This is a genomic window from Tamaricihabitans halophyticus (assembly GCF_004340875.1).
GTDB classification, from domain to species: domain Bacteria; phylum Actinomycetota; class Actinomycetes; order Mycobacteriales; family Pseudonocardiaceae; genus Tamaricihabitans; species Tamaricihabitans halophyticus.
The window spans coordinates 109,407-134,075 of the sequence record NZ_SLXQ01000012.1; the positions used below are offsets into that span (position 1 = coordinate 109,407).

Below are 24,669 nucleotides of genomic sequence, written 5' to 3' on the forward strand. Positions count from 1 at the left end.
ATGAACTTCATAGCAACTGCCGGTCGATGGGACGGCGTCGGGCCGGGGCGATGAGCCCGACCAGTAGCGCGGCCAGCGCGAGCGCGGCGGTCGACCACAGTAGCGGCACTATCCCGGTGCCCTCGACCACGAGCCCGCCGACGAAAGCGCCGAAGGCGATCGATGCGGTGAACACGCCGACGTAGAGGCCGGTGACGTGCTCCACCCGGTCCGGCGCCGAGACGGTCATCCACAGCTGCGCGCCGACCGATACCCCGCCGTAGGCCGCACCCCACAGCGCGATCGCGGGGCCGGCGACCACAGCGATCGTGCCGAACAGGGCGAAGAGCGTGAGCGCGACGGCGATTCCGGCGGCAAGTAGCAGCACCGTAAGCCGAGGGCGGCGGCCCGCGGCGGCTCCGGCCGCGAAGTTGCCGATCAACCCGAACACCCCGTAAAGCAGGAGTAGCAGCGCGACGGCGTTCGCCGACATCTCCGCCATCCCTTCCAGCGCGGGGCGGACGTAGGTGTAGGCGGCGAAGTGCGCGGTGACCAGCAGGACAACCACGATCAGCCCGCTGACAACCGCTGGCCGGGCCAGGGAACGCCGTGTGGCGGTGGTGGTCTGCTCGTCGGTCGGCGTTGGCCGACGCAGCGCCGGCAGCGCGAATATGAGCGCGGCGGCGTTGATCAGCGCCAGGACGGTGAGCGCGCCGAATGCGGCCCGCCAACCGAAGGCGTTGCCCACGAACGTGCCGAGCGGGACCCCGAGCACCGACGCGGAAGCGACCCCGCTGACGGCAAAGGACACCGCTAGGGCGATATTGCGGGGCGCGACCAGCCGGGTGGCGACCGCCGAGGCCATTCCCCATACGGCGCCCATTCCGACGCCCAGGATGATTCGCCCGATCACCAGCATGCCGAACCCGCCGGCCACGGTGGTCAGCGCGTTGCCGGCGGCGAGCACCACCATCGCGGCGGCCAGCACCATGCGCCGATCCAGGTTTCCCAGTAGTCGCGGCACCAGCGGCGCGGTGATCGCGGAGACCAGCCCGGTGATGGTCAGGCTGGCGCCGGTCGCGCCTGAGGAGATACCCAGGCCGTCGGCCATCGGGGTGAGCACCCCCACCGGCAGCATCTCGGAGGTCACCACCAGGAAGGTCGCGACGGTCAGCACGCCGACGGCGACCCATTGGGGCAGCGAGGTCCGCTCCGCGCGGACCGGATCGGAAGTAGACACAGCAGAACCCATGCCTCTACTGCACCGTCTCCCAGCAGCTGGAACAACGCCGATTTCCGCATCGAACGATGAGTCAGGCTAATTGATAGCCGCTAGGGTAGTGGGTGTGAGCGCCAGGATTCCGACGATGCACCAGGGGCATGTGCAGCAGATCGAATGCCTCCTCGCGCTGGCCGATGAACTGCATTTCGGGCGCGCCGCCGAGCGCCTCGGGCTATCCCAATCGCGGGTCAGCCAGCTCATCGCCGCGTTGGAATCCCGGGTTGGCGCCCGGCTGGTGGAACGCACCAGCCGCCGGGTTGCGCTCACCAGGATCGGCAGCCAGTTCGTCAGCGAAGTCCGGCCCGCCTACCGGACGCTGCTGCGCACCTTTACCCGAGCACGGGATCGGGCACTGCGCGGCGCGGTGGAAGAACTGCGCATCGGGTTTACCGGCATGATCTACGAGGAGATCACCGCGAGCTTCCGTGTCCTCTACGACACCCACGGCATCGCGGTGCACGCCCATGATCTCCCGCTCGGCTCCCCGTTCGCCGCCGTCCTCGACGGTGAGGTCGACGCGGTGATCGCCGAGTTGCCCGTGCACGAGCCCGAACTGACCGTCGGGTACCGGTTCGCGGCCAAGGACCAGTTCATCGCCCTCAGCGTGGATCACCCGCTGGCATGCAGGGAAGCCGTCGAAGTCGAACACCTTGCCGAACTCGACCTGCTGCACCGCGCCGGCGACGCGCCCGACTACTGGAAAGCCGCGCACACGCCGCCCGCTACTCCCGCCGGCGTACCGATCCAGTCGAGCACCGGCATCACGACGATCCAACAGGGCATGACCCTGGTTGCCTCGGGCCGGCACGCCTTGCTCGTCTGCCAACCGCTCGCGGAGCACAACACCCGCACCGACCTGCGTTTCGTCCCGGTTCGCGGGCTCGAAGCGAGCAGCCAACTCGGCCTCGTCTGGCGCACCGAACACACCAGTCCCCAGCTGACCGCGCTCGCCGAACTCCTCGACGAGGGAAGTAAGCCACCAAACCGCAATCCTTAAGGATATTGCGGTCACTAGTTGTGGCCACTGCGCGAGAGTGGGACGGCGTGCGCCAGTGTCTCGGCCCGTCAGCTGTGGCTGGCCAGCCACAGCGTCAACACCCTGGCGGCCAAGTTTCCCGAACTCGCCTGTAGCGCCGCTGACCGCCAGATCGCTGAACTACACGCAACGATGGTCCGCGACCAAGCGCAGGCAGCCGAAGCCTGGACTCGCCGAACAAGGCGCTACGCGACCATATCCGGTTGATCCGGATCACGGCTGCCGGTCACTGCGCACCGACATTGCCTGCAGCCACGGTAATGTGTTGTTCCCCGCTTGGGCGCTCGATCTCGTCGATGGCGGCGATCGCGAGATCTTCGGCGCTGATGCGTGAGGTTCCGTCCGGTGCGGTAAGCAGCGTCGTGGTGCCGCGCCGATACGTTCCGGTTCGGTTTCCGGGCGCGAGGTTTGCCGGCGGACTGAGATAAACCCAGTTCCGATAAGAGTGTTCGACGCAGGTGTTGAGTTGTTCCAGGCTCGCGCTCGCGATGTCTCGCACTTCCGCCGGGACATAATCAGGATCGTCGATCACCAGCTTGTCGCCATGCTGCGGTGATCTCAGTGCTCCCGCTCCGCCGATGACCAGTAGCGGGAGCTGCCGGCGCTCGACCGCATCGAGGAGGCTCGCGGTAACTGCCACGATGCTGTGTTCTTGACCGGCTGCTGCCCGGACGGTCAGGACTACGGAATCCGCTTCGCTTAGGGCCGTGTCGACCTGTGTGGACACTCGAGCGTCGACTGCCCGTGCAACGATGGTGCTATCGGCGTAGCTGGCCGGTGTGCGTGCCGTGGCGGTGACTCGATGGCCGCGAACGGCGGCTTCGCTGACCAGGCGGCTGCCGACCATGCCGGTGGCGCCAATGATGGTGATGTTCATCTGGAATGTCCCTTCGATGGGTGGGAACGCGGCGTGAACTGTCCTGCCACCAGGGCGGTGAGCGCGAGGGCGAAGCCGGCGATCTGGATCAGGTTCAGGGTTTCCCCGGCTATCGTCACGCCGAGTACGGCCGCGACGAGTGGGGAGAGGATGCCGAGTAGAGCGGTTGCGGTCACCGGCAACTTGCCGATGCCACGGAACCAGAGCGTGTAGGCAACCAGCCCGCCAATGACGCCGAGCCAGACATATCCCGCAACACCCTTGGCGTCGACCTGTGCGGGAACGCCTTCGAAAAGCAGCGTCGGTAGTAGCAGCACGATGCCGCCGAAACTCAGTTGCCAGCTGGCGAACCCGATCGCACTGACCCCAGGCGGCCGGCCCCACCGTTTGGTGAGGACCACGCCGGTACCCATTGCCGCGGCGCCCCCGATCCCGGCCGCGATCCCAACCGGATCGAAATCGGCGGCAGGGCCGAGTACGACCATGCCCACCCCGGCAACCCCGGCCGTGCCCCAGGCCAGTCGCCATGACGACAGGCGCTCGGCGAGGATCACGGCGGCAAGGAACGCGACGAGGATCGGTTGCGTCGCGCCAAGGGTTGCCGCGACACCTCCAGGTAGCCGGTCGGCAGCGACGAACAGCAGGGGAAAGAACACCCCTATGTTCAACGTTCCCAGGACGGCGGCTTTCCACCACCAGGTGCCGCGTGGCAGCGCCCTGGCAATCACAAGTCCGAGGAGTCCGGCCGGCAGGGCGCGCATCAGGCCAGCAAACATCGGCCCCTGCGGCAGTAACTCGGTAGTGACGATGTAGGTCGTGCCCCACACGGCTGGGGCGAACGCCGTCGCGAGGGTCATCGCGACGGGCGGTGAACCCGGCGCCGGCGCGGATCGAGCGAAGCTGGTCGAAGTGGTCACTCGTCCACTTTCCGCCGCGCCAGTCAATGAGTCCAACACATTATTTTCATGCGAACAATCTCGATATACGATGGATCAGTGGAGCTGCAGCAACTGCGTTACGTGCTTGCCGTCGCCGAAACACGGAACTTCACCCGCGCCGCGGAGAACTGTTTCGTTGTCCAATCCGCGCTCAGCCACCAGATCAAGTCGCTGGAGCAGGAGCTGGGTTTCCAGCTGTTTGCCCGGACGAGTCGCCGGGTTGAACTCACCTCGGCCGGAGCGGCCTTCCTGCCATCCGCCCGTGCCGCGCTGGACGCGGCGGATCGCGCGGTCGCCGATTCGGCGGCAGCGGTGGGACAGATTCGTGGCACCCTTTCGGTCGGTGTCATCCCCACGGTCACGGCTGTCGATATTCCTGCCGCGCTTGGCAAGTTCCACCGCGCGCATCCGGCCGTGCCGATCAGACTGCGCGGCGGGAACAGTGACGCGTTCATAAACTCGATCACGAACGGCGCCCTGGACGTGGCGGTGCTCGGCCTTGCCACGTCCACGCCGCCCGAGAAGGTAGCGACCGAGGTCCTCGCCCGCGAGCGACTCGTGGCTGTGGTTTCCGCCAAACACCGGCTGGCGAGCCGGCGCAGGTTGCGTTTACGAGATCTTGCCGACGACACCTTTGTCGACTTTCCCGAAGGGTCTCCAGGACGCACGCAATCGGATCTGGCTTTCGCTGCCGCCGGTATCACCCGTGCCGTCGCCTTCGAGGCGATGGGCACCGAACTGATCCTCGATCTCGTCCGGCAGGATCTCGCCAGCACACTGTTGCCACCGGGGCTCGTCACTCCCAGCGCGGAACTAGCGACTATCCCATTGCTTGACGGTCCTACCCGCACCCAGTACCTGGCCTGGAGTAGCTTCAACCCCACTCCTGCCGCGGCCGCGTTCATCTCACTGCTGAAGACGGATCAGCGGCGCTCGGCCAGCTCGGCCGGCGTTGGTAGCGACCACTCGTAGCGTTCCTTGGCCAGGCGCAGGTGCAGCCAGACCTCGGTGCTCGCGACGTCCGGCCGGTCGCCGATCTGCTCGAGCGTTTGGTCCAGTTCGGACGCCGCAGGCGCCGAGACCGTGGCGACGATATCGAATCGGCCAACGGTATGCGCAAGGAACTCGACGTCATCCCGTGCGGCGAGCGCGGTGCCGACCGCGTCGCCGGAACCGCGAACGTTGAGGCCGATACCGCACAACAGGCCTGCCTCCGGCCGGGCTCTACTGAGGACAGGCCCTACCCGGATGACCTCGTTGTCGACCAGATAGCCGACCCTGGCGCGGACCGCGGATGCGGACAGCCCGACATGCCGCGCGATACGGGCGAAGCTTTCCCTGCCGTCCACCTGTAGGCGCGACATGATCGCGAGATCCCGCTCATCGAGGCGTAGCCACGACGGCAGTGGGCGCCCAGGCATGAACAGACCCTTCAACACCTGAACGTAAACCAGTGAATTGACGCGTTCCACGCCCGGGAGCCCGCGAATATAGGCCACCGTTCGGTAGAGCTCGGCGGAATCGGGCAGCCGTAGCTCGGCCGCGACCTGGTATTCCCCGCTCACCGCGGAGACAAACGCCGCGGCCGGCATGGCGGCGATCGCCTCGGTGGTCGCCCTCGATCGGCCCGAGGTGCGGATCGCGAGATGCGCGTAAGCCGTGAGCCCAAGGAATTCCGGGTGTACCGCGGCGACCACCGTCAGTGACTCGTCCATGGTGAGCTGCGCGAGTCTGGTGGCGACGGTCGAACGTGCCACGCCGATCCGCTTGGCGAGATCCGCCACGCTCATCCGGCCGTCCGTACGCAACGCCGCGATCAGCGCGTCGTCGACACTCAATTTTCTCTCCGGAGTTTCTGTGCAAGAGTGTGGTCATATCGTGCGTAATATTGGGCAGATTGATGCGTGTATGCAACTTTATGCATAGTAACTCCGACGAATCAACTGTCAGCTGTGCTGTCACGTGCGTGATCTGGTTGCCTTCGGGCTCGGTGTTCATTAGCTTCACCGCCACAACAGCTCGTGTTCACCGCGGAAATGCCAGGAGTCCACCCGATGCGCAGGTTGCCCGACCTCGAACCGTCCACACTCGACGCCGGCGCGTCGATCCTGGTTCCGGACGCGCTGGTGACGGTCGACGGCGCTCCCGAGGGTGCGGCGGCGGTCCTCATCCTTGGCGACCGGATCGCCGCCGTCGGCTCGGCCGAGGACTGCCAGCGTGCGGCGGGGTCACTTGGCCAGCCGCAGCCTTCGGTCGAGCGGCTACAGGGGACACTCCTGCCCGGTTTCGTCGACCCGCACGCGCATCCACTGATGTACGGGCAGATGATGACCTGGGTGGACTGTGGACCCAGCAAGGCATCGAGTATTCCGGAGATCATCGCCTTGCTACGTGCCGCGGTGGAGCAAGCGCCAGCGGGTAAACCCGTGCGAGGTTACGGCTACGAACACCGCAACCTGGCGGAGAAACGCCACCCGCACAAGAGTGAACTCGACGTGGTCGCGAGCGATCGGGATGTCTACCTGATGAACGCGAGCGGGCACGGTGGTGTGGTCAACAGCTACACGTTGGCGCGGAACGGCATCACCCGCGACACCCCGAACCCGGCCGGCGGGGAGTTCTTCCGGGACGAGCACGGGGAGCTCACCGGCGAGCTTTCCGACGCCGCCTGCAACATCCTCACCGGTGTGTCCGGAGTGAAAGTCGGCCACCATGGTCCGAACTTTCACCTTGCCGACGAACCAGACGAACATCTGCGCCAGCTGGCCGCCGCACAGGATCGCTTCCTGGCTGCGGGGGTCACCTCGATCGGCGACGCTCAGGTCACCCGCCGGGAGTTCGATATGTACCTGCGGCTGGCCGAGACTGGCGCGCTACGTACCCGGGTACACATGTACCTGCTCTCGCATCTGCTCGACCAAGCACTCGAGATGGGGCTGCACGGCGCGTTCGGGAACTCGTACCTTTCCTTCGCGGGTATCAAGTTCTACGCGGACGGCACGCTCGGCGGCTGGACGGCGTACTTCCCCGACGGCTACGTGGGCGACCCGTGCCGCACCGGCCAGCTCTATCACGAGCCAGCCGAGTACGCCGCGCTGATCGCCAAGGCGCATGCGGCCGGGCTGCAGACCGCGACGCACGCGCAGTCGCCGGATGCGATCGCGATGGTGATCGACGCCGTCGCGAGCGCGGCGCGGCAGCATCCGCGGCGCGACGCTCGGCACCGGATTGAGCACTGTGGACTACCAACGCCAGAGCAGATCGAGCGGATGGCCATGCTCGGGATCTATCCGGTCAACCAGCCTCAGCACTACTACAACTGGGGCGAGGGCGTCACCGATGCGGTAGGCACACCTGGTGAGCGGTTCAATCCGCTCGGTGAGTTCCAGGCCGCCGGGGTACCCGTCACGCTGAGCTCGGATGCTCCCGTCGCGGAGCCCAACCCGCTCGAGGCTATCCAGACCGCCGTGACCAGGCTGACCAAACGGGGCCACCGGCTCGGTGGCAACGACCTGCGCATCGACGTTCGTTCGGCCATCGCGGCACACACCATCGCCGGCGCGCGAGTGCTCGGCAGGGAACGCGACTTCGGATCGATCACCCCTGGCAAACGAGCCGATCTCGTCCTGCTTGGTGCCGACCCGCGCACCACGAACCCCGACCGCATCGCGAGTATCGACGTGCTGCGTACGTGGGTTGGCGGCAAGGTCCAGCACCAGTCCTAGGCCCTGAAATCCCGGCAGTCATGGAGTTCCCACGATGACACACTCGGATCAGTCGCTCCGGAAAGCGCGCAAGGCGGGTATCGCCGCCTTCGTCGGCACAACGATCGAGTGGTACGACTTCTACATCTACGCCACCGCGGCGAGTCTCGTCTTCGGGACGGTCTTCTTTCCCGAGACAGGTGATCGGCTGACCGGTATCGCGGCCGCGTTCGCGACCTATGCGGTCGGGTTCTTCGCCCGACCGCTCGGCGGCATCGTGTTCGGACACGTGGGCGACCGCGTGGGTCGCAAGACCGCGCTCGTGGTGACGCTCCTGATGATGGGCGCGGCAACGTTTCTGATCGGCTTCCTCCCCACCTATGCCCAGGTCGGCGTATGGGCGCCAATCTTGTTGGTGTTACTGCGGTTTATCCAAGGACTCGCGGTTGGCGGCGAATGGGGCGGCGCCGTACTGATGGCAGTTGAGCATGCGCCCGAGCACAAGAAGACGTTCTATGGCAGCTTTGCCCAGGCCGGAAACCCCGCTGGTGCGCTGCTGGCCACCGGTTTCTTCAGCCTGCTGAGCATGGGCGGTACCGACTTTCTCACCGAATGGGGTTGGCGAATCCCCTTCATCGCCTCGGCCCTGCTGATCGTCGTCGGGCTGGTCGTGCGGCTTACCGTCGAGGAATCACCAGTATTCCAAGAGGAACCCGAGACTCCGGACAAGCACAGCGAAGTGCCCATCCTGCATGCCCTTCGGACGAACTGGAAGACGATCCTGCTCGGTATCGGCGTTCTCCCGGTGGCCGTCGGCGGTTACTACCTGGTCACCACCTTCGCGACGGCCTACGCCACCGATCCTTCGGTTGGCGTCTCCGAATCACTCGTGCTCAACGCGCTGAGCATCGCCGCGTTCGTCGAGCTGGCTACCACCTTTGCCGCAGCCTGGCTCGGTGACCGGGTTGGCAGGGTGCGGGTCATCGTGCTTGGCCTGGCCGGTGTTGCGGTGCTCGCGGCGCCACAGTTCCTGGTGTTCGCCACCAAGGACGCCGCGCTCATCATCCTTGCGTTCATCGTGATGCGGCTGGCAATGACATCCATCTATGGTCCAATCGCGACATTCCTGTCCCAGATGTTCCGCCCGCAGGCCCGGTACACCAGTATCTCGCTTTCCTACCAGCTGGCTGGCGCGATCTTCGGTGGACTGTCCCCGCTGGTCTCCACACTCCTGTTCCAGGCGACCGGCAGCATCTGGCCGGTTATCGCCTTGCTGGTCGGAATGTGTGTGCTCAGTGCGGCGTGCGTCCTTGTCGCCCCGCAACACGCGGTCGATGAACCGGACCACGGAAAGCAGCCAACCCGCACCGACTGACGAGCTCTCACAGCGCCATGGCGGGTATGACCAGCGTGCCGACCAGCAGGATGGGTCCGATCACCACCATCGACAAGCCCCACCGCATCAGCAGCCTGGTCATCCGTGGCCGCTGTGTTTCCTCCACCGTGGTCGCCACCAGCGTGGCGCCGACGGTGGAGAACGGGGAAACGTCGACGATGGAGGCGCAGACGCCGATCGCGCAGATCAATGCCCAGCCGGGGATCGAGCCCGAGGCGACCAACGGTATGGCCAGCGGCACGAGTGCGGCGAGCATGCCGGTAGTGGAGGCGAAGGCCGAGATAAGCCCGGCGATGAGGCAGATGAACAGGGCAGCAAGCAATGGCACCCCGATGCGACTGGCGAGCTCGCCGAACATATCGATCGCACCCATGTGCTCAAGCACGCCGACGAAGGTGATGATGCCGCCCACCAGCAGAACCGTGGACCAGTCAATTCGCGGAATGGCCTGCTTTGCTGAGTCCGGGTCGAGTAGCGTCAGTACCGCGCCGAAGGCGAAGGCCAGTACGCCGATATCCGGTTCGCGCTCGGTTACGGACAGCACGATGACCGTGCCGATGAGTCCGAGCATGGCGAGCACGGTGGCTATCTGGTTGCGGGTGAACGGCTTTCGCTCGGTACTGCTCAGCGACGGGGTCGACGTCGCGGTACCACCGTTGCGGCGCAACAACTGTGACCCACCAAAGAGGGCATAGGCGACTGCCAGCAGCAACAGGTTGATCGCCACGGTAACCAGGAGCAGCACCAGCGGGCTCAAGTCGATACCAGCGCGCTGTGCGGTGCCGTAGGTGATGATGCCGAACAGGCTGGTCGGCGCGAATGCCCCGGCGCTGAGACCGGTGCCGAGCGATAGCGCCATCAGCATCGGGTCTATCTCGCGCTTGTTGGCGACCATCATGCCGATCGGCGCCATCACCAGCCCGCCAAGCGGGGAGCCCATCGCGGCGATTCCGGCTGTCAGTAGGAAGAACACGATCGGCAGGAGTGCCAACCGGTCGCCGACTCTGCCGAGGGCGGCCTCGATGATCCGGTCGACCGTGCCATTGGCATGGGCTATTCCGAAGAAGTAGGTGACGCCAACCAGCAACACCATGATGTCGATCGGAAAGCCCGCGATGACTTCCTCGAGGGGAAGCTGCGCGAGCCATAGACCGACGCCAGCTGCTCCGGCGAACATCAGCACGCCAAGGTGAGCGTTGCGGAATGCCGATACGACAAAGACACCTACGAAGATCAGCAACGCTGCGATCTCGACTGCCATTCGCCAACTCTTCCCATTCGGTCCACTGTGCGGCACACTGGTCTACAGTGCGAACCGGAGGCGAGTAAGTTAGCTCGCCGGCTACCCCACGTCAAGGTTCGTGATAACGGGAGGTCTGGTGTCTGCCACCAACAGCGTGGTGAACGCTTTTCGGGTACTCGAATGCGTAGCCAAGATGCAGCCGGTTGGCCTTTCCGAGCTCAGCCGTGCGGCCGGCTTGCCGAAGTCCAGCGTTCAGCGTGTCCTGCTCACCCTGCACGAGATTGGTTGGTTACGACCGTCCGGTTCGCAGCCGACGCGGTGGAGTCTCACCTATCGCGCGTTCTCGGTCGGTACCCAGGCCCGCGATCACCAGCTCTTTCGTGAAACAGCCTTGCCATTCCTCAATGAGCTGCAGCTGACCACGACGGAGACCATCCATCTCGCGGCGGCGGACGGCCAGGAACTGGTGATCATCGAACGGTTGGACACCGCGCACCGGCTACGGGCGTTTCTGCCGCTCGGCTCGCGAATCCCGTTGCATGCCTCGGCTACCGGACTCGCCTTTCTGGCCTCGAGCAGTCCTGAGTTCATTTCGGACTACCTTGCCGGTCGGCTCGCTGCGCAGACCGATCGGACCATCACCGACCCGGATGTCCTGCGGGAAACCATCGAAACGGTTCGGTTGCGCGGATATTCGGTGAACGAGGAAGGTCTCACCGACGGTATTACCGCCATTGGTGCGGCGATCGTCAACGCGCGGGGCGAGCCGATCGGGTCCGTGTCGGTGTCCGGCCCAAGTACCCGGATGACTCCCGAGGTGTTCGAAACCTTCGGCGCGGCGGTGCGCGAAACCGTGGGGCGAATCCACGCCGCACTCTGAGTGACGGCCGAGTGGCATCCTGCCGACCCGAGTGCTTCCCGTGCTCCCGGCTTGACGTGTGCACCATCAGTAGATAATTATCTACTTAACTAGTTAGTAAAATTTGGTGCCTAGTCGGAAGGTGGGACCGCGACACAATGAAGTGGTATGCGCGCGACAAGATGCGTCGACTAGTGGTTATCGCGGCGGTATCCGCGGTAAGTATGGGCGGACTGGCCGCGACGGCAGCACCGGGCGCCGAGCGGGAATGGCTTGATATCCAGGTATTCGCGGAAGTGCCGGAGCCGGGTCATCCGGAAGGCATCACGGTTGCCGAGGACGGTACGACCTATGTGGGTACCCAGCAGCACATTACCGAGCCGCGTAACGGGCCGTCGAAGATCTTCGCTTACAGCCCCGAGGGCGCGCTGATCGACGAGTACGTGATCGAAGGACAGGATCCCGATCACGGTGCCGGTATCGTCGGGCTGGCGCAGGACGGTGACGGCGTGATCTACGCCCTCGATCGGTATCCGCAGCGGGTCATCGCATTGGATCCGAAAACGGGCGAGCAGTGGGACTATGCGTCCTTCGAACAGGTGAAAGACCTCTGCATTGGGCTACCCGCGCTGGTGCTGGCGACGCAGTGCGTCGTACCCGACGGGCTTGCCTTCGGGCCGGATGACGCGCTGTATGTCACCGACGTTGGCCAGGGCCTGATCTGGCGAGTTCCGCCCGGTGGCGGGAAAGCCGAGGTGTGGTTCACGGATCCGAGGATTGAGAGCATCTTCGGCGCCAACGGGATCGGTTTCGTGGACGAGGACACGCTCATGTTCGCGCAGACCCTGAACGGGCCACTCGACGGTGTGCCGCCACGTCCGGATGCCAGCCGGCTGTACACGATCGACCTGCAGGAGGACGGGAGCGCCGGCGAGCTGGAAACCTTCTGGCAGAGCAAACCCGCCGACGGGATTGACGGGTTCGCGATCGCCGAATCAGGCAACATCTACGTCGCGCTCGCACTCGCCAACGCCGTCACCGTGGTCTCGCCGGAAGGCAAGGAGATAGGCCGCAATCCGGCCAATGCGGTGGAGAACCTGCTGCTGGATGTGCCTATGGACGATCCGGCAAGCGTGGCCTTCAACGGGGACCGGGTGCTCGTCACCAACCACACGCTGTTTCTCGGCAACCCGGCTTCGTTCGCCGTGCACGACGTGTACGCCGGCGAGCGGGGTAAGCCCGAGTACCGGCCGCGGTTCCGGTGACACTCCCGCTCGACCGGTTCGCGGCTGTCGCCGAACTTGACTAATAAGTAAATAAATCAAGGGGCGGGTAGTCGAACTGGCTACCCGCCGCCCTGATCCGCGGAGGAACCCGATGAGATCGTCCTGCTATCCGCTCGCCCGCCGGCAAGCGTTCGTTTTGCTCGCCGCAATCGGCACCGCGGCGATTGCCTTCCTGCCCGTTGTCGGCGCGGTGCAGCTGGCCGGAGTGAGTCTGACCGCGTGGATACTCGTCATCCTCATGATCGTTGTACCCGTTGCCACGATCCTGGTCACCGGGAACGAGGTCGACTGAGTCGCCAGTTTCCCCGCCCGGAGGCGTCGGTTTGCGCTTTCTGGGTGTGGCTTTCCCTTCCAAGGTCGGATCCAGTAGTGCGCTACGCGCTGCTTGATGCAAGGAGTGTCGATGACGCTGACGATGGTGTTGGCTTACTTCGCGGTCACCGTCCTGATTGGCTGGATAGCTCGGCGAAGGGTGCGCCGGTCAACCGACGAGTACTTCATCGCCGGCAGGAGCGTCGGTACCTTCGCGAACTCCTGGGCGTTCCTGGCTACGATGGCCAGTGGCGGCACCATCATGGCATCGGTAGGGATGACCCTGTTCCTTGGCCTGCCGTACACGGTCAGCCTGGCGGCGGGTGCACCCGTCGGCTTCGCGATCGCGTCGATCCTTGTCGCTCGGCCAATGCGCAGGGTCGGCCAGTACACCGTGCCCGACTTCTTCAATGTGCGATTTGCCAACCCGGTCATTCGTTGGGCTTCACCGATCGTCATCCTGATCGCCAGCACCGTCTACATGGTTGCCCAGCTAACCGGATCCGGCATCATCGCCACGGTACTGCTGGGGTGGAGCCACGAGACCGGAGTGATAATCACCGGCGTCATCTTCGTCCTGTACACCTCGCTGGGCGGCTTCCTGTCGGTCACCTGGAATGACGTGCTACAGGGCATTCTCATGGTGGTCATGACCGTCGCGTTCGGTGTGATCGCGGTGTTCTCGGTCGTCAACTTCGCGGACACCTTCAGCCGAGCGGCCGAGCAGTACCCTTCCTACGGCATGATGGGCGGCGGCTTGCCCTTCTGGTCGTATATAGGCGGCTTCGTCACGTCGGCGGCCACGATATGCGTACTTCCGCACGTCATCATGCGCGTGTACTCGGCCCGCAACACCCGGTCAGCCAGACTGTCGCTCAACTACGCCATGATTCTCTACGGCGTTATCGTGCTGTCCACGGCACTGGTGCTCGCGCCGGTCGCCACCACCCTGTCCAATGTAGAGGAACTGAAGCCGGACGCCATCTTCTTCGCACTCTCCGGCAATATCCTGCCCCCGTTCCTGCAGGGACTGCTGGCCGCCGCGGTGCTGGCCGCCGTTATGTCCACAACGGCGGGACTGCTGATGGCCTGCAACTCAGCGATCAGCAATGATCTGTACGCGCGGCTGTTGCGTCCTGGTGCCAGCTCGAGCCAAGTAGTGCGCGTCGCGACGTTGTCGACGTGGCTGGTCGGTGTCGTCGCCATCCTGCTTGCCCTGAACCCGCCGGACTTCCTTGTCGTGCTTTATGTCGCGGCCGTTGGATTCCTGGCTTCGGCGTTCTTCGCGCCGATGATCCTCGGTATCTGGTGGCGTCGTTGCACATCACGTGGCGCGGCAGCCGGTCTGCTCGGCGGTGTGCTCAGTTTCGCGGTGGCGTACTTCTTCTTCGAGCTGCCCGATTCGACGGAGATCCTGATCGGAATCCCAGTGTCATTCGCGGCGACGATCGCGGTCAGTCTCACGGGTAGCGGCCCGTCCGCGGAACAGCGCGCGTTGATGGAGTCCGCACATTCTTCGGCCGAGCATCCATCGCCGGGCTGATCACAACCCCTTGGATTCGTCCAGGAACTGCCGGTACTCGGTGAGTCGCCGGCGCGATTCGCGTGCGGCATCCGGTGTGCGGGACAGCAATGTGGTAGCCAGGATGTCCACAAGCAGAACCTCGGTGAGCACTTCAGAAGTGAGTCCGGTCGTGGAGTGTGGCAGGTCGATCACGTGGCTGGCCTGCTTCCGAATATCCGGGCCGTGCGAGTTCGTTACCAGCACGGATTGCGCGCCGGCCGTTATGGCGGCATGGAGCAGAAGTTTCAGATCCGGATGCCGGCGCCCTGGCACGAACAGCAGCAGGCAGGTGTTCTCCCGTAGCCCCACGAGTTCATTGGCGAGCTGAAAGCCGTTCCGATCCAGATGACTGGCCGAAAGCCCGACCCTGCTCAGCCGGTCGCCCGCATATCTGGCCGCGGCGCCGGAGGCGCCAAGTCCCCAGGTCAGCACCCGGGGCGAGGCGAGCAGGAGCTCGGTAGCCGCGGCGATCGCCGCAAGGTCGATCGCCGCCTTGAGCTGTGCGTGTGACTCCTCGGCGTCTTCGATAACAGATACGACGGGACCTTCGGGGCGGTTGGCCGACCGGGAGATCGTCTCCTCGAGGCGCTCAGTGGGCGCGACGCCGTGAGTGAGTTCGATACCGACCTGCCGTTTGAGATCTGGCAGTCCCGAGTAGCCAAGCGCGCGTGCGGTCCGGACCACGGTCGCATCGCTGGAACCGACCTCTTCGGCAAGCTGGCTCGCGCTGCTGAACAGGATCGACGAGCGGTTCTGCGCAAGGAACTGTGCGACGGTGCGTTCCGATTGACGTAGTTCGGCCCAATGCGCGTCGACCCGCTCGGATAACGTTTGCATAACCGTACCTTACTCGTCCTCTGTAGTAGTCGCTACTACGCCTAGTATGAGCCGCATCGCTTAGTCCGAGCCATGACCTTACCGCGATGAGGTGTCGATGATGACGAATATGTCCGAGCGCTCGCCGAGCCAAGGCGCCGTGATTGAGCTCAAGGACGTAGAAAAATCGTTCGGCGCGACGAAGGTTCTCACCGGAGTTAATCTTTCCATCGCAAAAGGTGAAACGGTCGTCATTCTCGGACCATCCGGTTCTGGAAAGTCAACGTTGCTCCGTACGACGAACCGGTTGGAACCGATTGACTCGGGCGAGATCTGGTACCACGGAAAACCCATTCCACGGGAAGGGCGCGAGCTGGCCGCATACCGCGCTGAAGTGGGCATGGTCTTCCAGCAGTTCAACCTGTACCCACACAAGACGGCGGTGCAGAACATCACGCTTGCCCCGGTCAAACGTGGGAAGCAGAAACCGGAGGAGGCCCGTGCGCGCGCGTTGCGGCTACTCGCGGACGTCAACTTGAGCGAGCACGCCAATAAACGACCGGGTGCTCTTTCCGGCGGCCAGCAGCAACGGGTGGCCATCGCGCGGGCTATGGCGATGGACCCCGAGGTGATTCTTTTTGACGAACCGACCAGCGCTCTTGATCCGGAGATGATTCAGGAAGTCGTTCATGTTATGAAACGACTTTCCGCTGACGGCATGACGATGGCCGTAGTGACCCATGAGATTGGCTTCGCGAGAGAATCCGCTGATCGGATCGTCTTCATGGACGAGGGTCGAATTATCGAGGAAAGCGACCCGGAGAGCTTCTTCACCAACCCGCGGACCGAACGTGCCCAGGAGTTTCTCGGGAAGATTCTCAACCATTAACGGAGTGTCTGATGAATTACTCACGACGCAAATTCTTCGTGACCTCCTCGACCGCGGCTGCCGCGTTCGTGCTGGCCGGATGCCGGGGGATCAATCCCGAGCGGTTGGGCGGCCAGGCCGACGGTTTCGCCAACGTCGACCAGTCGGGCGTGGTGGCGCAGGGGCCGATCGGGAAGAACCTGCCGAGCAGTCCCATCCTGGATGAAGTACGGGGCCGTGGCTTCCTGCGATGTAGCGGTACCGACACGCTACCGGGCTTTTCCCAGACGAACCCGGTTACCGGAAAGCTCGCCGGCTTCGATGCGGGGATGGCCGAGCTGTTCGCGAAGTACCTGCTCGGCAAGCCCGCGGTCAACTTCGTCAAGTCCGGTGCGGATACGCGCGAAGCCTTTCTGCAGAACCGTACCGTGGATGCCACGATCAGCACCTATACGATCACCGAGAACCGCGAACGCATCGTGAACTTCGCGGGCCCTTACCTTACCGTCACCTCGGGCGTTGCGGTCCAGCTCGGGGAGACGGGCATCGCGAGCTCGGCCGATCTCGCCGGACGGGAAGTGGCGGTTCAGCCAGGCGCTGCGGAGGAAGCCTTGCTCAGGGAAGTGCCCAATGCCGTTCCGGTTCGGTTCGAGGAGTCCTCGCAGTGTTTTGCCGCCCTGCAGCAGCAACGCGTCGAAGCATGGGTGGCAAACACCGCCATCATCACCTCGCGGGCGGGAACTGACTCCAGAACCACGGTGACCGATATCCGCTTCGGCGAGAGTCCTTTTGGGATCGGGCTCCCCAAGGGAGACGACACCTACAAGACGGTGGCAACCGAGTTCATCAACACCATCGCCGAGGACGGCACCTGGCAGAAGCTCTGGGATGAGACGGCCGGCTTGGTGGACCGCACGACCAATCCAGAACCACCAGCGATCCCGATGGGCAGGTGACAACAATGGACGATCTCCTGAAAGCTCTGCCCGGGCTACTCGAGGGGCTGGGCGTCACCCTGTACCTGAGCATTCCGGCCTTCTTGCTCGCGATGGTGCTCGGTTCGATGATGGCTATCTTCCGGGTCAGCCGGGTGCGCTCCCTGGAAGTACTGGGGACGTTGTACGTCGAAGGTGTCCGGAACAGCCCGCTGCTGCTGATCCTACTGCTGTTGGTTTTCGGTCTGCCCGATGTCGGGATCCTGCTGCCACTGGAATTGGCCGTCATCATCGGACTTGGCCTCTACTCGGGAACATTCGTTTGCGAGGCGGTCCGGTCCGGGATCAACGGCGTCGATGTGGGCATGGTGGAGGCTGCCCGCGCTAGTGGCCTGACCACGCGCCACGTCATCAGCGAAGTCCTGCTGCCGGTCGCCCTGCGGACGATGATTCCGCCGCTGGCGACGGTGTTCATCACCACTGTGCTTTCCAGCGCGCTTGCCGCCGCTGTCGGCGTTACCGAGCTGACCGGTGCTACGAGGGTGTACAACCTGGTCGCGGCCCAGCCGTTTGTCGCTTTTGGAATCGCTGCTGCGGGATATCTGTTGATCAATCTGCTTATTGGCTGGGCAAGTGCCAAGAGCGAGCGACTGCTGAGGTTCAACCAATGAGTACATCGCGGATCTTCGATATTGCCGGGCCCCGGCAGCAGCGCAGGGTCAGGATCGCGACGACGGTTTCGCTTGTGGCGCTGGTTCTCGTCGGTCTGGTCGTGGCCGAGAAGCTCTACTACGAAGCCCAGTTCGTCTCGGAAAAATGGCTGGTCTTCTACGACCTCGATTTCATCAGGTTTCTGCTGGCGGGGCTCTGGGTAACACTCCAGGTATGCGCGGTGTCGCTGGTGACCTCGGCGCTGTTCGGCATCCTGCTTGCCTTGGGCCGCTTGTCGTCGGTGGCGGTGTTTCGGATCCCGGCGATCGGGGTGATCGAGTTCTTTCGGGCAATGCCGTTTCTGCTCATCGTGTTCGCGGTGATGTTCGGCCTGCCCAGTGTTGGGGTTTCGATGCCCGCCTACTGGCAGCTGGTCGTCGCCATCACGGTCAATGCGGGAGCGATGTTCGCCGAGGTCTTCCGTGCCGGGATCCTGGCCATTCCGCGTGGCCAACGCGAGGCCGGGCTTGCCACCGGGTTGCCAAGCCGTCATGTGTTCACCTCGGTGGTGTTCCCCCAAGCGGTGCGGAACACGACGCCGGCGCTGATGAGCCAGGCGGTGCGGGTGATCAAGGAGTCGAGTCTTGGCTACATCGTGGGCGTAGCCGAACTGCTGAACAACGCACGGGTTGTCTCCGAGTTCACCGGCAACTTCATCCAGGCGTATCTAGCGGCCGGAGTCCTTTTTGTCGTGATCAATACGACAGTGTCCTATCTGGGCGCACGTTGGGCAGACCGACTCGAATCCAGTTGATCGTAGGAGAAGAACGAAGTTTGATGAACTTCCACGACCTCATCACGGCCTACTCGGGACGCCGTACCGGCCTGCACTGCTTGACCGTGTTTCAACGGGGAAAGCTGGTTGGCGAGTGGTACGCGCCAGGTAGGCGCCGAAACCTACCGCACATGTTGCACTCCGCGACGAAGTCCTTTGTGGCGACGGCGATCGGGATGGCCGTGCGCGAGGGGAGGCTCAGCCTGGATGACACGCTGGCCGAGCACCTTCATCGCGAGTTGACCCAGCAACAGGCGCTCAGGGCGCAGCGACTCAGGATCCGTGATCTGCTCACCATGCGCACTGGGCACGAGACGGGAAGCTCTGGTGTGGTGTGGCGCGGTCTGCGCACCTCGTGGGTTGACGAGTACCTCGGTGAACCGCAACCGGGGACCCCGGGGGAGGAGTTCATCTACTCCAGCGGGACCTCGCATATGTTGTCGGTATGCCTGCACAACGCCACGGGCCAGAGTGTGCTGGAGTTTCTTGAGCCGCGCCTGTTCACGCCCCTTGGGTTTCGGAATCACGCATGGTCCGCGGATCCGGAAGGCTACAGCAGCGGCGGCAATGGGCTGACGATTCGCAACATCGACCTGTTGAAGTGGGGCGTACTGTATCTGCAGGAAGGTATCTGGAACGGCGCTCGGCTGCTTGATCAGCAGTGGGTTCGCGAGAGTAGCACCCCGCTCGTCGACGCGAGCCACTCCTCATGGAACGGAACCGGGTATTCGAAGGACGCGGCAGGCGATGCAACCGAGAGCTACGGATATCAGTTGTGGGTCAGGCAAGACTGCTACTACGCCTCCGGCATGTTCGGACAGTTCTGCGTCGTTAGCCCGGATACCGGCACGGTGGTAGCGGTGAACGCGGCCCTGCCACGAGAACACAGCCAATCGTTTGTGACGGACCTGGCGACTGTCCTTGACTTCGGGCAAGCCGTGGAATCCCCTGCAGAGATGTCTAGGGACCTGACGCTGTCGGAGGCTGACTCCTGGGACGAGTTCCTCGGTTCATTCGAGGCACCAGACGGAACCAGCTCGGTGACGGTCCGTCGGATCGGCCCGGCGGGCGAGCACCAAGCGCTACGAGTGCACGGGCATAGTCCACTCGGCGAGTTCGAATTCCTGGCCGGTATCGAGGAGGCCGCCGAATCATATGGGCCAATGCCAATGGCCGAACTTCATCACTCGTATCGTGCAGAGCGGGCGTTGACCAGCGCCACCGCCAAGCGGCCCTCCGGGACCGAGCTCAGGATCGATATCGACTACCTTTCCGCACCGTTCCGGGACGAACTCATCCTCACGACTAACGGCACCGAGGACCTACTGCTGGACTACCGCACAAACGTCAACAGCCAGGCAACGGAGCTGCCGCCGATAACCCTGCGCAGGGTCGCGTAGTTACCGCGCGCATAGCTCATGCCCGCAATTCGCGCGGCAGCTCGAACCGGACGTCCTCGATGGTCACGGTTGCCAGTACAACGTCGGCGTAGCCGTGGTCAGCCAGGCTGCTCAACACCTCGTCGACGAGGGTTTCCGGGGTCGAGGCACCCGCGCTCAGGCCCACGGTGTGGACGCCGGCCAACCATCCGGCGTCCACACCATCCGCGTCGTCGATGAGGAAGGCGTGCGCGGCGCCCGCCGCGTGCGCGACCTCGACCAGCCGCCGGGAGTTGGAGGAACTGCTCGATCCGACCACGAGGACCAGGTCACAGCGCGCGGCGATGGCCTGCACGGCGGCCTGCCGGTTGGTGGAGGCGTAGCAGATATCGTCGCTTGGCGGGTCAGCAAGATCCGACGGTCCGCGGGCAGTGCCTCGATACCCGGACCGGGGTCGTCCGGGTCGACGATCACGGTGTGCTCCGGCGAGTGGCTCCGTGTCCAGTCGATCTCCACGTGGTCGGCGTGCCCGATCTAGGCGATGGTGTAGCCGTCGCGGGTGTAGTGCCGCGCCTCGGCGTGCACTTTGGACACCAGAGGGCAGGTGGCGTCGATGATCTGAAGCCCGCGGTACGCGGCATGCTCGCGTACCGCGGGGGGAGACGCCGTGCGCGGAGAAGGCCGCTTCGCCGACAATCTCGGCTAGCTAGCCGGTTCCCTGAGCGCGACCTTTACTCAGACGGGGAAGCCCACAATGCAGGGGACGATCGTTTGTTTGTTCGTGTCCAGTGCATTACCGACAAGTGCCCAGGTACGCGGGTTGTACACGATGGCGATGTGTCCGTCGATGTTGATCGGGCAGCCATCCTGAGTGACGATATTGTCCACGCCGGACTCCCGAACGAAGGATGTCTCGATCGGGTTGACGATCTCGTCGGTTTTCGACGCGATGATCGTGTAGTCAACGCCAGGTTGCGCGATCGGACCATCGTTCAACTTCTCGATAGCTTCGGCGCCGTAGGCAAGGTCAACAGCGTTTTCCCAGCCGATGCCGTCCAGGATCTCCTTGACTGCCGAGGTGATTCCGAGCTGATTGGCCAGCTTCATCAGCGAACTCTCGCTCAGGCCTCTGGTCGGCGGGGAGATGGCGACGACCTTGGCTACCTTGTCCGCGTAACCCCGCACCTTCGGGATGTAGAGTGACTGGAACGCGCCGGTCGAGTCGCCGACCAGATTGACTTTCTCGGCACCGGTGGCCGCCAACACCTTGTCGATGTAGTCGGTGAGTTCATCGGCCTGGCTCTCCAGGTCGACCCAGGCGCCAAGCGGCACGTCGTTGACGATCTCGCCATACAGCGGCAAGAACGTGCAGAAGCCCCGTGCCGCAAGGCTTGCACCAAGCGTGCCCATATGTCCGTGGGGGTTTCCGCCGCCACCGTGCATCACGATCGTCGGATTGGGACGTTCTTTAGTCGGCTTGCAGTTCCAGTTGTTGTACCCGCCGCCTGACGAAACCGCGGCCGCTTTCGAGTCGGCCTTGGCCGCGGGCGCCGGTTGAGCGGATGCCGCCCCGGTCACGGTCATCATGGCGATCACCCCTAGTGCGGCTGCGGTCATCGCCGCCGCACGACGGGCAGTTGTGAATCTCATCGACGCACTCCTGTTTGTATTGGCTGACGCCCTGCCGAAGCGGGACGGGATCGAGGTAAAGTGATACGTGCGTATTAATTCGATTTGATACGAGAGTATTAAACAGTCGAGGGGAGTGTGTCAATGGCCACAACCCGTACGGGTGGCCGGGGCAGTACACAGGCGCGTAGCAGAGAAAAACGCGAGCGACTGCTGCGCGCCGCGAGTGAGCTGGTGACCGAAGGTGGCACTAGGGCGCTCACGCACCGCGCCGTCTCCGCCCGCGCCGGGCTGCCGCCCGCGGCCGCTGGGTACTACTTCCGCACCCAATGGGATCTGCGAGCGGAGACGCTGCGGCACAACATTGCCGAGCGGATCGAGGCGGTGCGCGAAGTGCTGCAGCGCGCGGCCGCAGCCGCCAGTGATCCGGTTGAGCTCAGCCGCAATGTGGCCGAAGGTTTGGTGGCCATCCCTTCGGACGTGATGAAGGTCCGCTATGAGTTCTACGTTGAAGCCTCCCGCGACGCGGCTTTGCGAGAGGTCGTCAGTGAAGCGGCTCGTTCCCTGGACGCCGTCGCGGTACCGCTGCTGCGGTCCCTTGGGATTGCGGACCCGGATGAAGCGGCCAGGTCGTTCTTCGCGGTCGGTGACGGTTTCGCTTTCCACCGGCTGATCGCGCCACGGGACCAGAACGAAGAGATCGAGCAGCTGCAGAAGGCGCTACTTGGTGTCTTCCACGTCTACACGTCCGATCGCCCAACCTTTGAGGCCGAGCTGCGCATGCGTGACTTCACGCGGATCGATCAACAACGCTAGCCGGAATCGCATTTCCGTCGGGATCTTGTGTTTTCTGGAGCAGTTACCGGGCGCCGGAGGAAGAGGAGGTCGAAGGTCCCCGAGCAAAAGGCAGAATGCCTCGATTTCCGAGTATGGCCCCGACCCGATGATGGTGCGGGTCACGAGAAATAACCGAGGCGGGAAACAACCATGACTGGCACCGCGAGGTCGGCACCACGGGGTGGGCGGCAGGGTCTCGCTGACGGTGGTAGTTCTGGGCGCTGGTTACGACCCACGGTGTTCGGCGCGATGGACGGCCTGGTCACCAATATTTCGCTAGTGGCCGGAGTTGGTGGTGGGGGAGCGGACCGCGGCGTGATCGTGCTCGCGGGACTCGCCAGCCTCGTCGCCCGAGCACTGTCTATGGCACTTGGTGAGTACGCTTCGGTCAGCACGCAAAACCACGCCACGGTTGTCGAGGCCGAGGCAGAACGAGCTCAGCACGTCCGCGATCCCGGCGCGGAGGAAACCGAACTCGCCGTCGCGTACGCCAAGCTCGGGCTCAGCGAGCACACTGCGCGACTGGTCGCCCGCGAGGTGCACGCAAATCCCGATGTGGCGCTGCAAGTGCACCTCGCGCAGGAACTGGGCATCGTCCTCGACCGGCGGCCATCGGCCTGGCTGGCCGGAATCTCGTCGTTCTCGAGTTTCACGATCGGCGGGCTGATCCCGCTGATCCCGTTCTTGGTAGGGAGTCCCTCGCTTATCGTCGGGCTCGGCGTAGCCGGACTGGGGCTGTTCGTCGCCGGCGTGCTGACCGCGCCGTTCACCCATCGAGGCTGGTGGCAGAGTGGACTACGACAACTCTTGCTCGGCGCGGTTGCGGCCGGAGCGACCTATTTGATCGGTACCGCGATCGGCGTCACCATCGCGGGATGAACCGGCGATTTCGCCGTAGCGGCACAGACCAAATCGCAAGCTTCAGAGATCCTGCGGTTTCTGGGGCGACGCTTCGTCGACCGCAGTGACCCAGGACACAGCTGGATCTTGTCAGGAATCGCGCAGCCGCCTCGTTCAGGTGGCGAGCGAACAGACAGGAGCAGATCATGCGGCACCACATCGTCGTCCTCGGGGCCGGATACGCGGGGACTTCCTCGGCCGGATACCTCGCCCGCCACCTGCACCGCGACGACTTCGAGATCACCGTCGTCAACGCGGAGCCCGATTTCGTCGAGCGGCTACGCCTGCACCAGCTCGCCGCGGGCAAGGACCTGCGCCGCCACGAACTGGCGGATATCTTCGCGGACACCGGGATCGCGCTGCGTATCGGCGCGGTCACCGCGATCGACCTGGAACGCAAGGTCATCACCATGACCGAAGGGCGTCAGGCCACACAGCTCGAGTACGACACCCTGCTCTACACGCTCGGCAGCACCATCGCCGAGCACGACGTTGCCGGCGTGCCCGAGCACGCCATGCATATCGCTGGGCAGTCCTCGGCACTGCGGCTGCGGCACCGGCTGGATGAGCTTGGTGATCAGGGCAGCGTGCTGGTCGTCGGCGGCAATCTGACCGCGATCGAGGGCGCCACCGAGATCGCCGACAGGCGACCGGGACTGCGGGTAACTCTCGCTACCGACGGCGAGCTCGGTGGCTGGCTTGGTCCAAAGGCCCGCGCGCATCTGTACCGGGCCTTCGACCGGTTGGGGATCGCGGTCCATGAGCACACCAGCATCAAGCGCGTCACGGCCACCGGTGCTATCGCCGCGGACGGTACGACCTTCGCTGCCGACGCGACCGTATGGGCAGCCGGGTTCGCCACTCACCCGATCGCCGCGGCCAGCGGGCTTGCCGTCGAGGACAACGGCCAGATCACCGTTGACCGGATGATGCGGTCGGTCTCGCATCCAGACGTGTACGCGGCCGGCGACAGCGCTTATGCCATCGGCACGAACGGCCTGCCGCTCCCGATGACCTGCGCCACGGCTGGTTTCACCGGACGGCAGGCGACCTCGGCGATCATCGGGGAACTGACCGGACGCAAGGCGGCGAAGACCGCGCTGGTGTACCCGGGTAACTGCATCAGTCTTGGCCAACGGGACGGGCTGTTGCAGATTGTGGACGGCGAGGCGCGGTCGAAGTCCTGGGCGGTGCGCGGGTGGCTGGCCGCGCGGATCAAGGCAGGCGTGCTGCGCGGCACCGTCTGGAACCAGCGCAATCCGACGTACGGGTTGCCAGCGCGGAAGTATCGGCGCTCGAGTGCGGCGGAGCGGGACAATGAGGCGGTAAACGCCTAAAGTCGA

At 64.3% G+C, this 24,669-nt stretch carries 25 protein-coding genes; 16 read left to right on the forward strand and 9 right to left on the reverse strand.

The genetic code is table 11. From position 1 onward, the window contains the following. Positions 1-7 precede the first annotated feature (7 nt). Positions 8-1,219 (reverse strand): MFS transporter, encoded by a 1,212-nt coding sequence (locus tag EV191_RS22835; RefSeq protein ID WP_243659160.1) that lies wholly within the window; start codon positions 1,217-1,219, stop codon positions 8-10. Positions 1,220-1,325: 106 nt separating this feature from the next. On the opposite strand from EV191_RS22835, the gene EV191_RS22840 reads away from it, so the two are divergent. Continuing rightward, a complete protein-coding gene (locus tag EV191_RS22840) occupies positions 1,326-2,258 on the forward strand; it encodes a LysR family transcriptional regulator (protein WP_207894623.1) in 933 nt (310 codons plus the stop codon). 265 nt (positions 2,259-2,523) lie between these two features. Here the strand turns inward: EV191_RS22840 and EV191_RS22845 are convergent, their stop codons facing one another. Next, positions 2,524-3,174, reverse strand: coding sequence for an NAD(P)-dependent oxidoreductase (locus tag EV191_RS22845; protein ID WP_132879272.1), 651 nt, complete (start codon positions 3,172-3,174; stop codon positions 2,524-2,526). Further along, positions 3,171-4,031, reverse strand: coding sequence for an EamA family transporter (locus EV191_RS22850; RefSeq protein WP_132879392.1), 861 nt, complete (start codon positions 4,029-4,031; stop codon positions 3,171-3,173). The genes EV191_RS22845 and EV191_RS22850 overlap by 4 nt, the downstream gene beginning before the upstream one ends. A 138-nt stretch (positions 4,032-4,169) precedes the next feature. Here EV191_RS22850 and EV191_RS22855 point away from each other — a divergent pair, with 138 nt between their 5' ends. After that, a complete protein-coding gene (locus EV191_RS22855; RefSeq protein ID WP_207894624.1) occupies positions 4,170-5,084 on the forward strand; it encodes a LysR family transcriptional regulator in 915 nt (304 codons plus the stop codon). Here EV191_RS22855 and EV191_RS22860 read toward each other — a convergent pair. Beyond that, the gene (locus EV191_RS22860; RefSeq protein WP_243659161.1) at positions 5,036-5,950 is read right to left on the reverse strand and encodes an Lrp/AsnC family transcriptional regulator; all 915 of its coding nucleotides are present in this window, start codon (positions 5,948-5,950) and stop codon (positions 5,036-5,038) included. The two genes, EV191_RS22855 and EV191_RS22860, sit on opposite strands and share 49 nt — an antisense overlap. Before the next feature lie 216 nt (positions 5,951-6,166). Between EV191_RS22860 and EV191_RS22865 the strand changes: the two genes are divergently transcribed. Both EV191_RS22865 and EV191_RS22870 read left to right on the forward strand, forming a co-directional pair. Continuing rightward, a complete protein-coding gene (locus EV191_RS22865) occupies positions 6,167-7,837 on the forward strand; it encodes an amidohydrolase (protein WP_132879274.1) in 1,671 nt (556 codons plus the stop codon). 34 nt (positions 7,838-7,871) lie between these two features. Then, positions 7,872-9,191 (forward strand): MFS transporter, encoded by a 1,320-nt coding sequence (locus EV191_RS22870; RefSeq protein ID WP_132879275.1) that lies wholly within the window; start codon positions 7,872-7,874, stop codon positions 9,189-9,191. 7 nt (positions 9,192-9,198) lie between these two features. Here EV191_RS22870 and EV191_RS22875 read toward each other — a convergent pair whose 3' ends face one another. Further along, positions 9,199-10,473 (reverse strand): SLC13 family permease, encoded by a 1,275-nt coding sequence (locus tag EV191_RS22875; RefSeq protein ID WP_132879277.1) that lies wholly within the window; start codon positions 10,471-10,473, stop codon positions 9,199-9,201. 118 nt (positions 10,474-10,591) lie between these two features. On the opposite strand from EV191_RS22875, the gene EV191_RS22880 reads away from it, so the two are divergent. The 4 genes from EV191_RS22880 (at position 10,592) to EV191_RS22895 (ending at position 14,455) form a co-directional block, all read left to right on the forward strand. After that, positions 10,592-11,335, forward strand: coding sequence for an IclR family transcriptional regulator (locus EV191_RS22880; RefSeq protein WP_132879278.1), 744 nt, complete (start codon positions 10,592-10,594; stop codon positions 11,333-11,335). Between the two features lie 137 nt (positions 11,336-11,472). Further along, the gene (locus tag EV191_RS22885) at positions 11,473-12,579 is read left to right on the forward strand and encodes an SMP-30/gluconolactonase/LRE family protein (protein WP_132879280.1); all 1,107 of its coding nucleotides are present in this window, start codon (positions 11,473-11,475) and stop codon (positions 12,577-12,579) included. Positions 12,580-12,691: 112 nt separating this feature from the next. Next, the gene (locus EV191_RS22890) at positions 12,692-12,892 is read left to right on the forward strand and encodes a hypothetical protein (RefSeq protein ID WP_132879281.1); all 201 of its coding nucleotides are present in this window, start codon (positions 12,692-12,694) and stop codon (positions 12,890-12,892) included. A 111-nt stretch (positions 12,893-13,003) separates the two neighbouring features. Continuing rightward, the gene (locus EV191_RS22895) at positions 13,004-14,455 is read left to right on the forward strand and encodes a sodium:solute symporter family protein (RefSeq protein WP_165913062.1); all 1,452 of its coding nucleotides are present in this window, start codon (positions 13,004-13,006) and stop codon (positions 14,453-14,455) included. Here the strand turns inward: EV191_RS22895 and EV191_RS22900 are convergent, their stop codons facing one another. Continuing rightward, positions 14,456-15,313 (reverse strand): MurR/RpiR family transcriptional regulator, encoded by an 858-nt coding sequence (locus EV191_RS22900; RefSeq protein ID WP_132879284.1) that lies wholly within the window; start codon positions 15,311-15,313, stop codon positions 14,456-14,458. It abuts the gene before it with no gap. A 109-nt stretch (positions 15,314-15,422) separates the two neighbouring features. On the opposite strand from EV191_RS22900, the gene EV191_RS22905 reads away from it, so the two are divergent. From EV191_RS22905 to EV191_RS22925, 5 genes are read left to right on the forward strand one after another with little or no spacing between them, the layout of a single operon-like run. Beyond that, positions 15,423-16,181, forward strand: a complete 759-nt coding sequence (locus EV191_RS22905; RefSeq protein ID WP_279388451.1) for an amino acid ABC transporter ATP-binding protein — start codon at positions 15,423-15,425, stop codon at positions 16,179-16,181. Positions 16,182-16,192: 11 nt separating this feature from the next. Further along, positions 16,193-17,116 (forward strand): transporter substrate-binding domain-containing protein, encoded by a 924-nt coding sequence (locus tag EV191_RS22910; RefSeq protein WP_132879285.1) that lies wholly within the window; start codon positions 16,193-16,195, stop codon positions 17,114-17,116. Between the two features lie 5 nt (positions 17,117-17,121). After that, on the forward strand, positions 17,122-17,766 hold the full coding sequence (locus tag EV191_RS22915; protein ID WP_132879286.1) for an amino acid ABC transporter permease: 645 nt from the start codon (positions 17,122-17,124) through the stop codon (positions 17,764-17,766). Continuing rightward, entirely contained in the window at positions 17,763-18,560 is a 798-nt protein-coding gene (locus tag EV191_RS22920; RefSeq protein ID WP_132879287.1) for an amino acid ABC transporter permease, read from the forward strand. The genes EV191_RS22915 and EV191_RS22920 overlap by 4 nt, the downstream gene beginning before the upstream one ends. A 23-nt stretch (positions 18,561-18,583) precedes the next feature. Continuing rightward, positions 18,584-19,981 (forward strand): serine hydrolase domain-containing protein, encoded by a 1,398-nt coding sequence (locus tag EV191_RS22925; RefSeq protein ID WP_132879288.1) that lies wholly within the window; start codon positions 18,584-18,586, stop codon positions 19,979-19,981. A 16-nt stretch (positions 19,982-19,997) separates the two neighbouring features. On the opposite strand, the gene EV191_RS30920 is transcribed toward EV191_RS22925, so the two are convergent. Genes EV191_RS30920 through EV191_RS22935 form a run of 3 tightly spaced genes read right to left on the reverse strand, consistent with a single transcriptional unit; the run spans position 19,998 to position 21,610 of the window. After that, entirely contained in the window at positions 19,998-20,564 is a 567-nt protein-coding gene (locus EV191_RS30920; RefSeq protein WP_207894630.1) for a hypothetical protein, read from the reverse strand. After that, entirely contained in the window at positions 20,495-20,656 is a 162-nt protein-coding gene (locus EV191_RS31000; RefSeq protein WP_207894625.1) for a hypothetical protein, read from the reverse strand. The genes EV191_RS30920 and EV191_RS31000 overlap by 70 nt, the downstream gene beginning before the upstream one ends. A 39-nt stretch (positions 20,657-20,695) precedes the next feature. Continuing rightward, on the reverse strand, positions 20,696-21,610 hold the full coding sequence (locus EV191_RS22935; protein ID WP_132879290.1) for an alpha/beta fold hydrolase: 915 nt from the start codon (positions 21,608-21,610) through the stop codon (positions 20,696-20,698). A 123-nt stretch (positions 21,611-21,733) separates the two neighbouring features. On the opposite strand from EV191_RS22935, the gene EV191_RS22940 reads away from it, so the two are divergent. The 3 genes from EV191_RS22940 (at position 21,734) to EV191_RS22950 (ending at position 24,663) form a co-directional block, all read left to right on the forward strand. Beyond that, the gene (locus EV191_RS22940) at positions 21,734-22,405 is read left to right on the forward strand and encodes a TetR/AcrR family transcriptional regulator (RefSeq protein WP_132879292.1); all 672 of its coding nucleotides are present in this window, start codon (positions 21,734-21,736) and stop codon (positions 22,403-22,405) included. Between the two features lie 171 nt (positions 22,406-22,576). Beyond that, complete coding sequence (locus EV191_RS22945) at positions 22,577-23,305, forward strand: VIT1/CCC1 transporter family protein (RefSeq protein ID WP_132879293.1); 729 nt, start codon at positions 22,577-22,579, stop codon at positions 23,303-23,305. A 167-nt stretch (positions 23,306-23,472) separates the two neighbouring features. Further along, positions 23,473-24,663, forward strand: a complete 1,191-nt coding sequence (locus EV191_RS22950) for an NAD(P)/FAD-dependent oxidoreductase (RefSeq protein ID WP_132879295.1) — start codon at positions 23,473-23,475, stop codon at positions 24,661-24,663. The last annotated feature ends 6 nt before the right edge of the window (positions 24,664-24,669 follow it).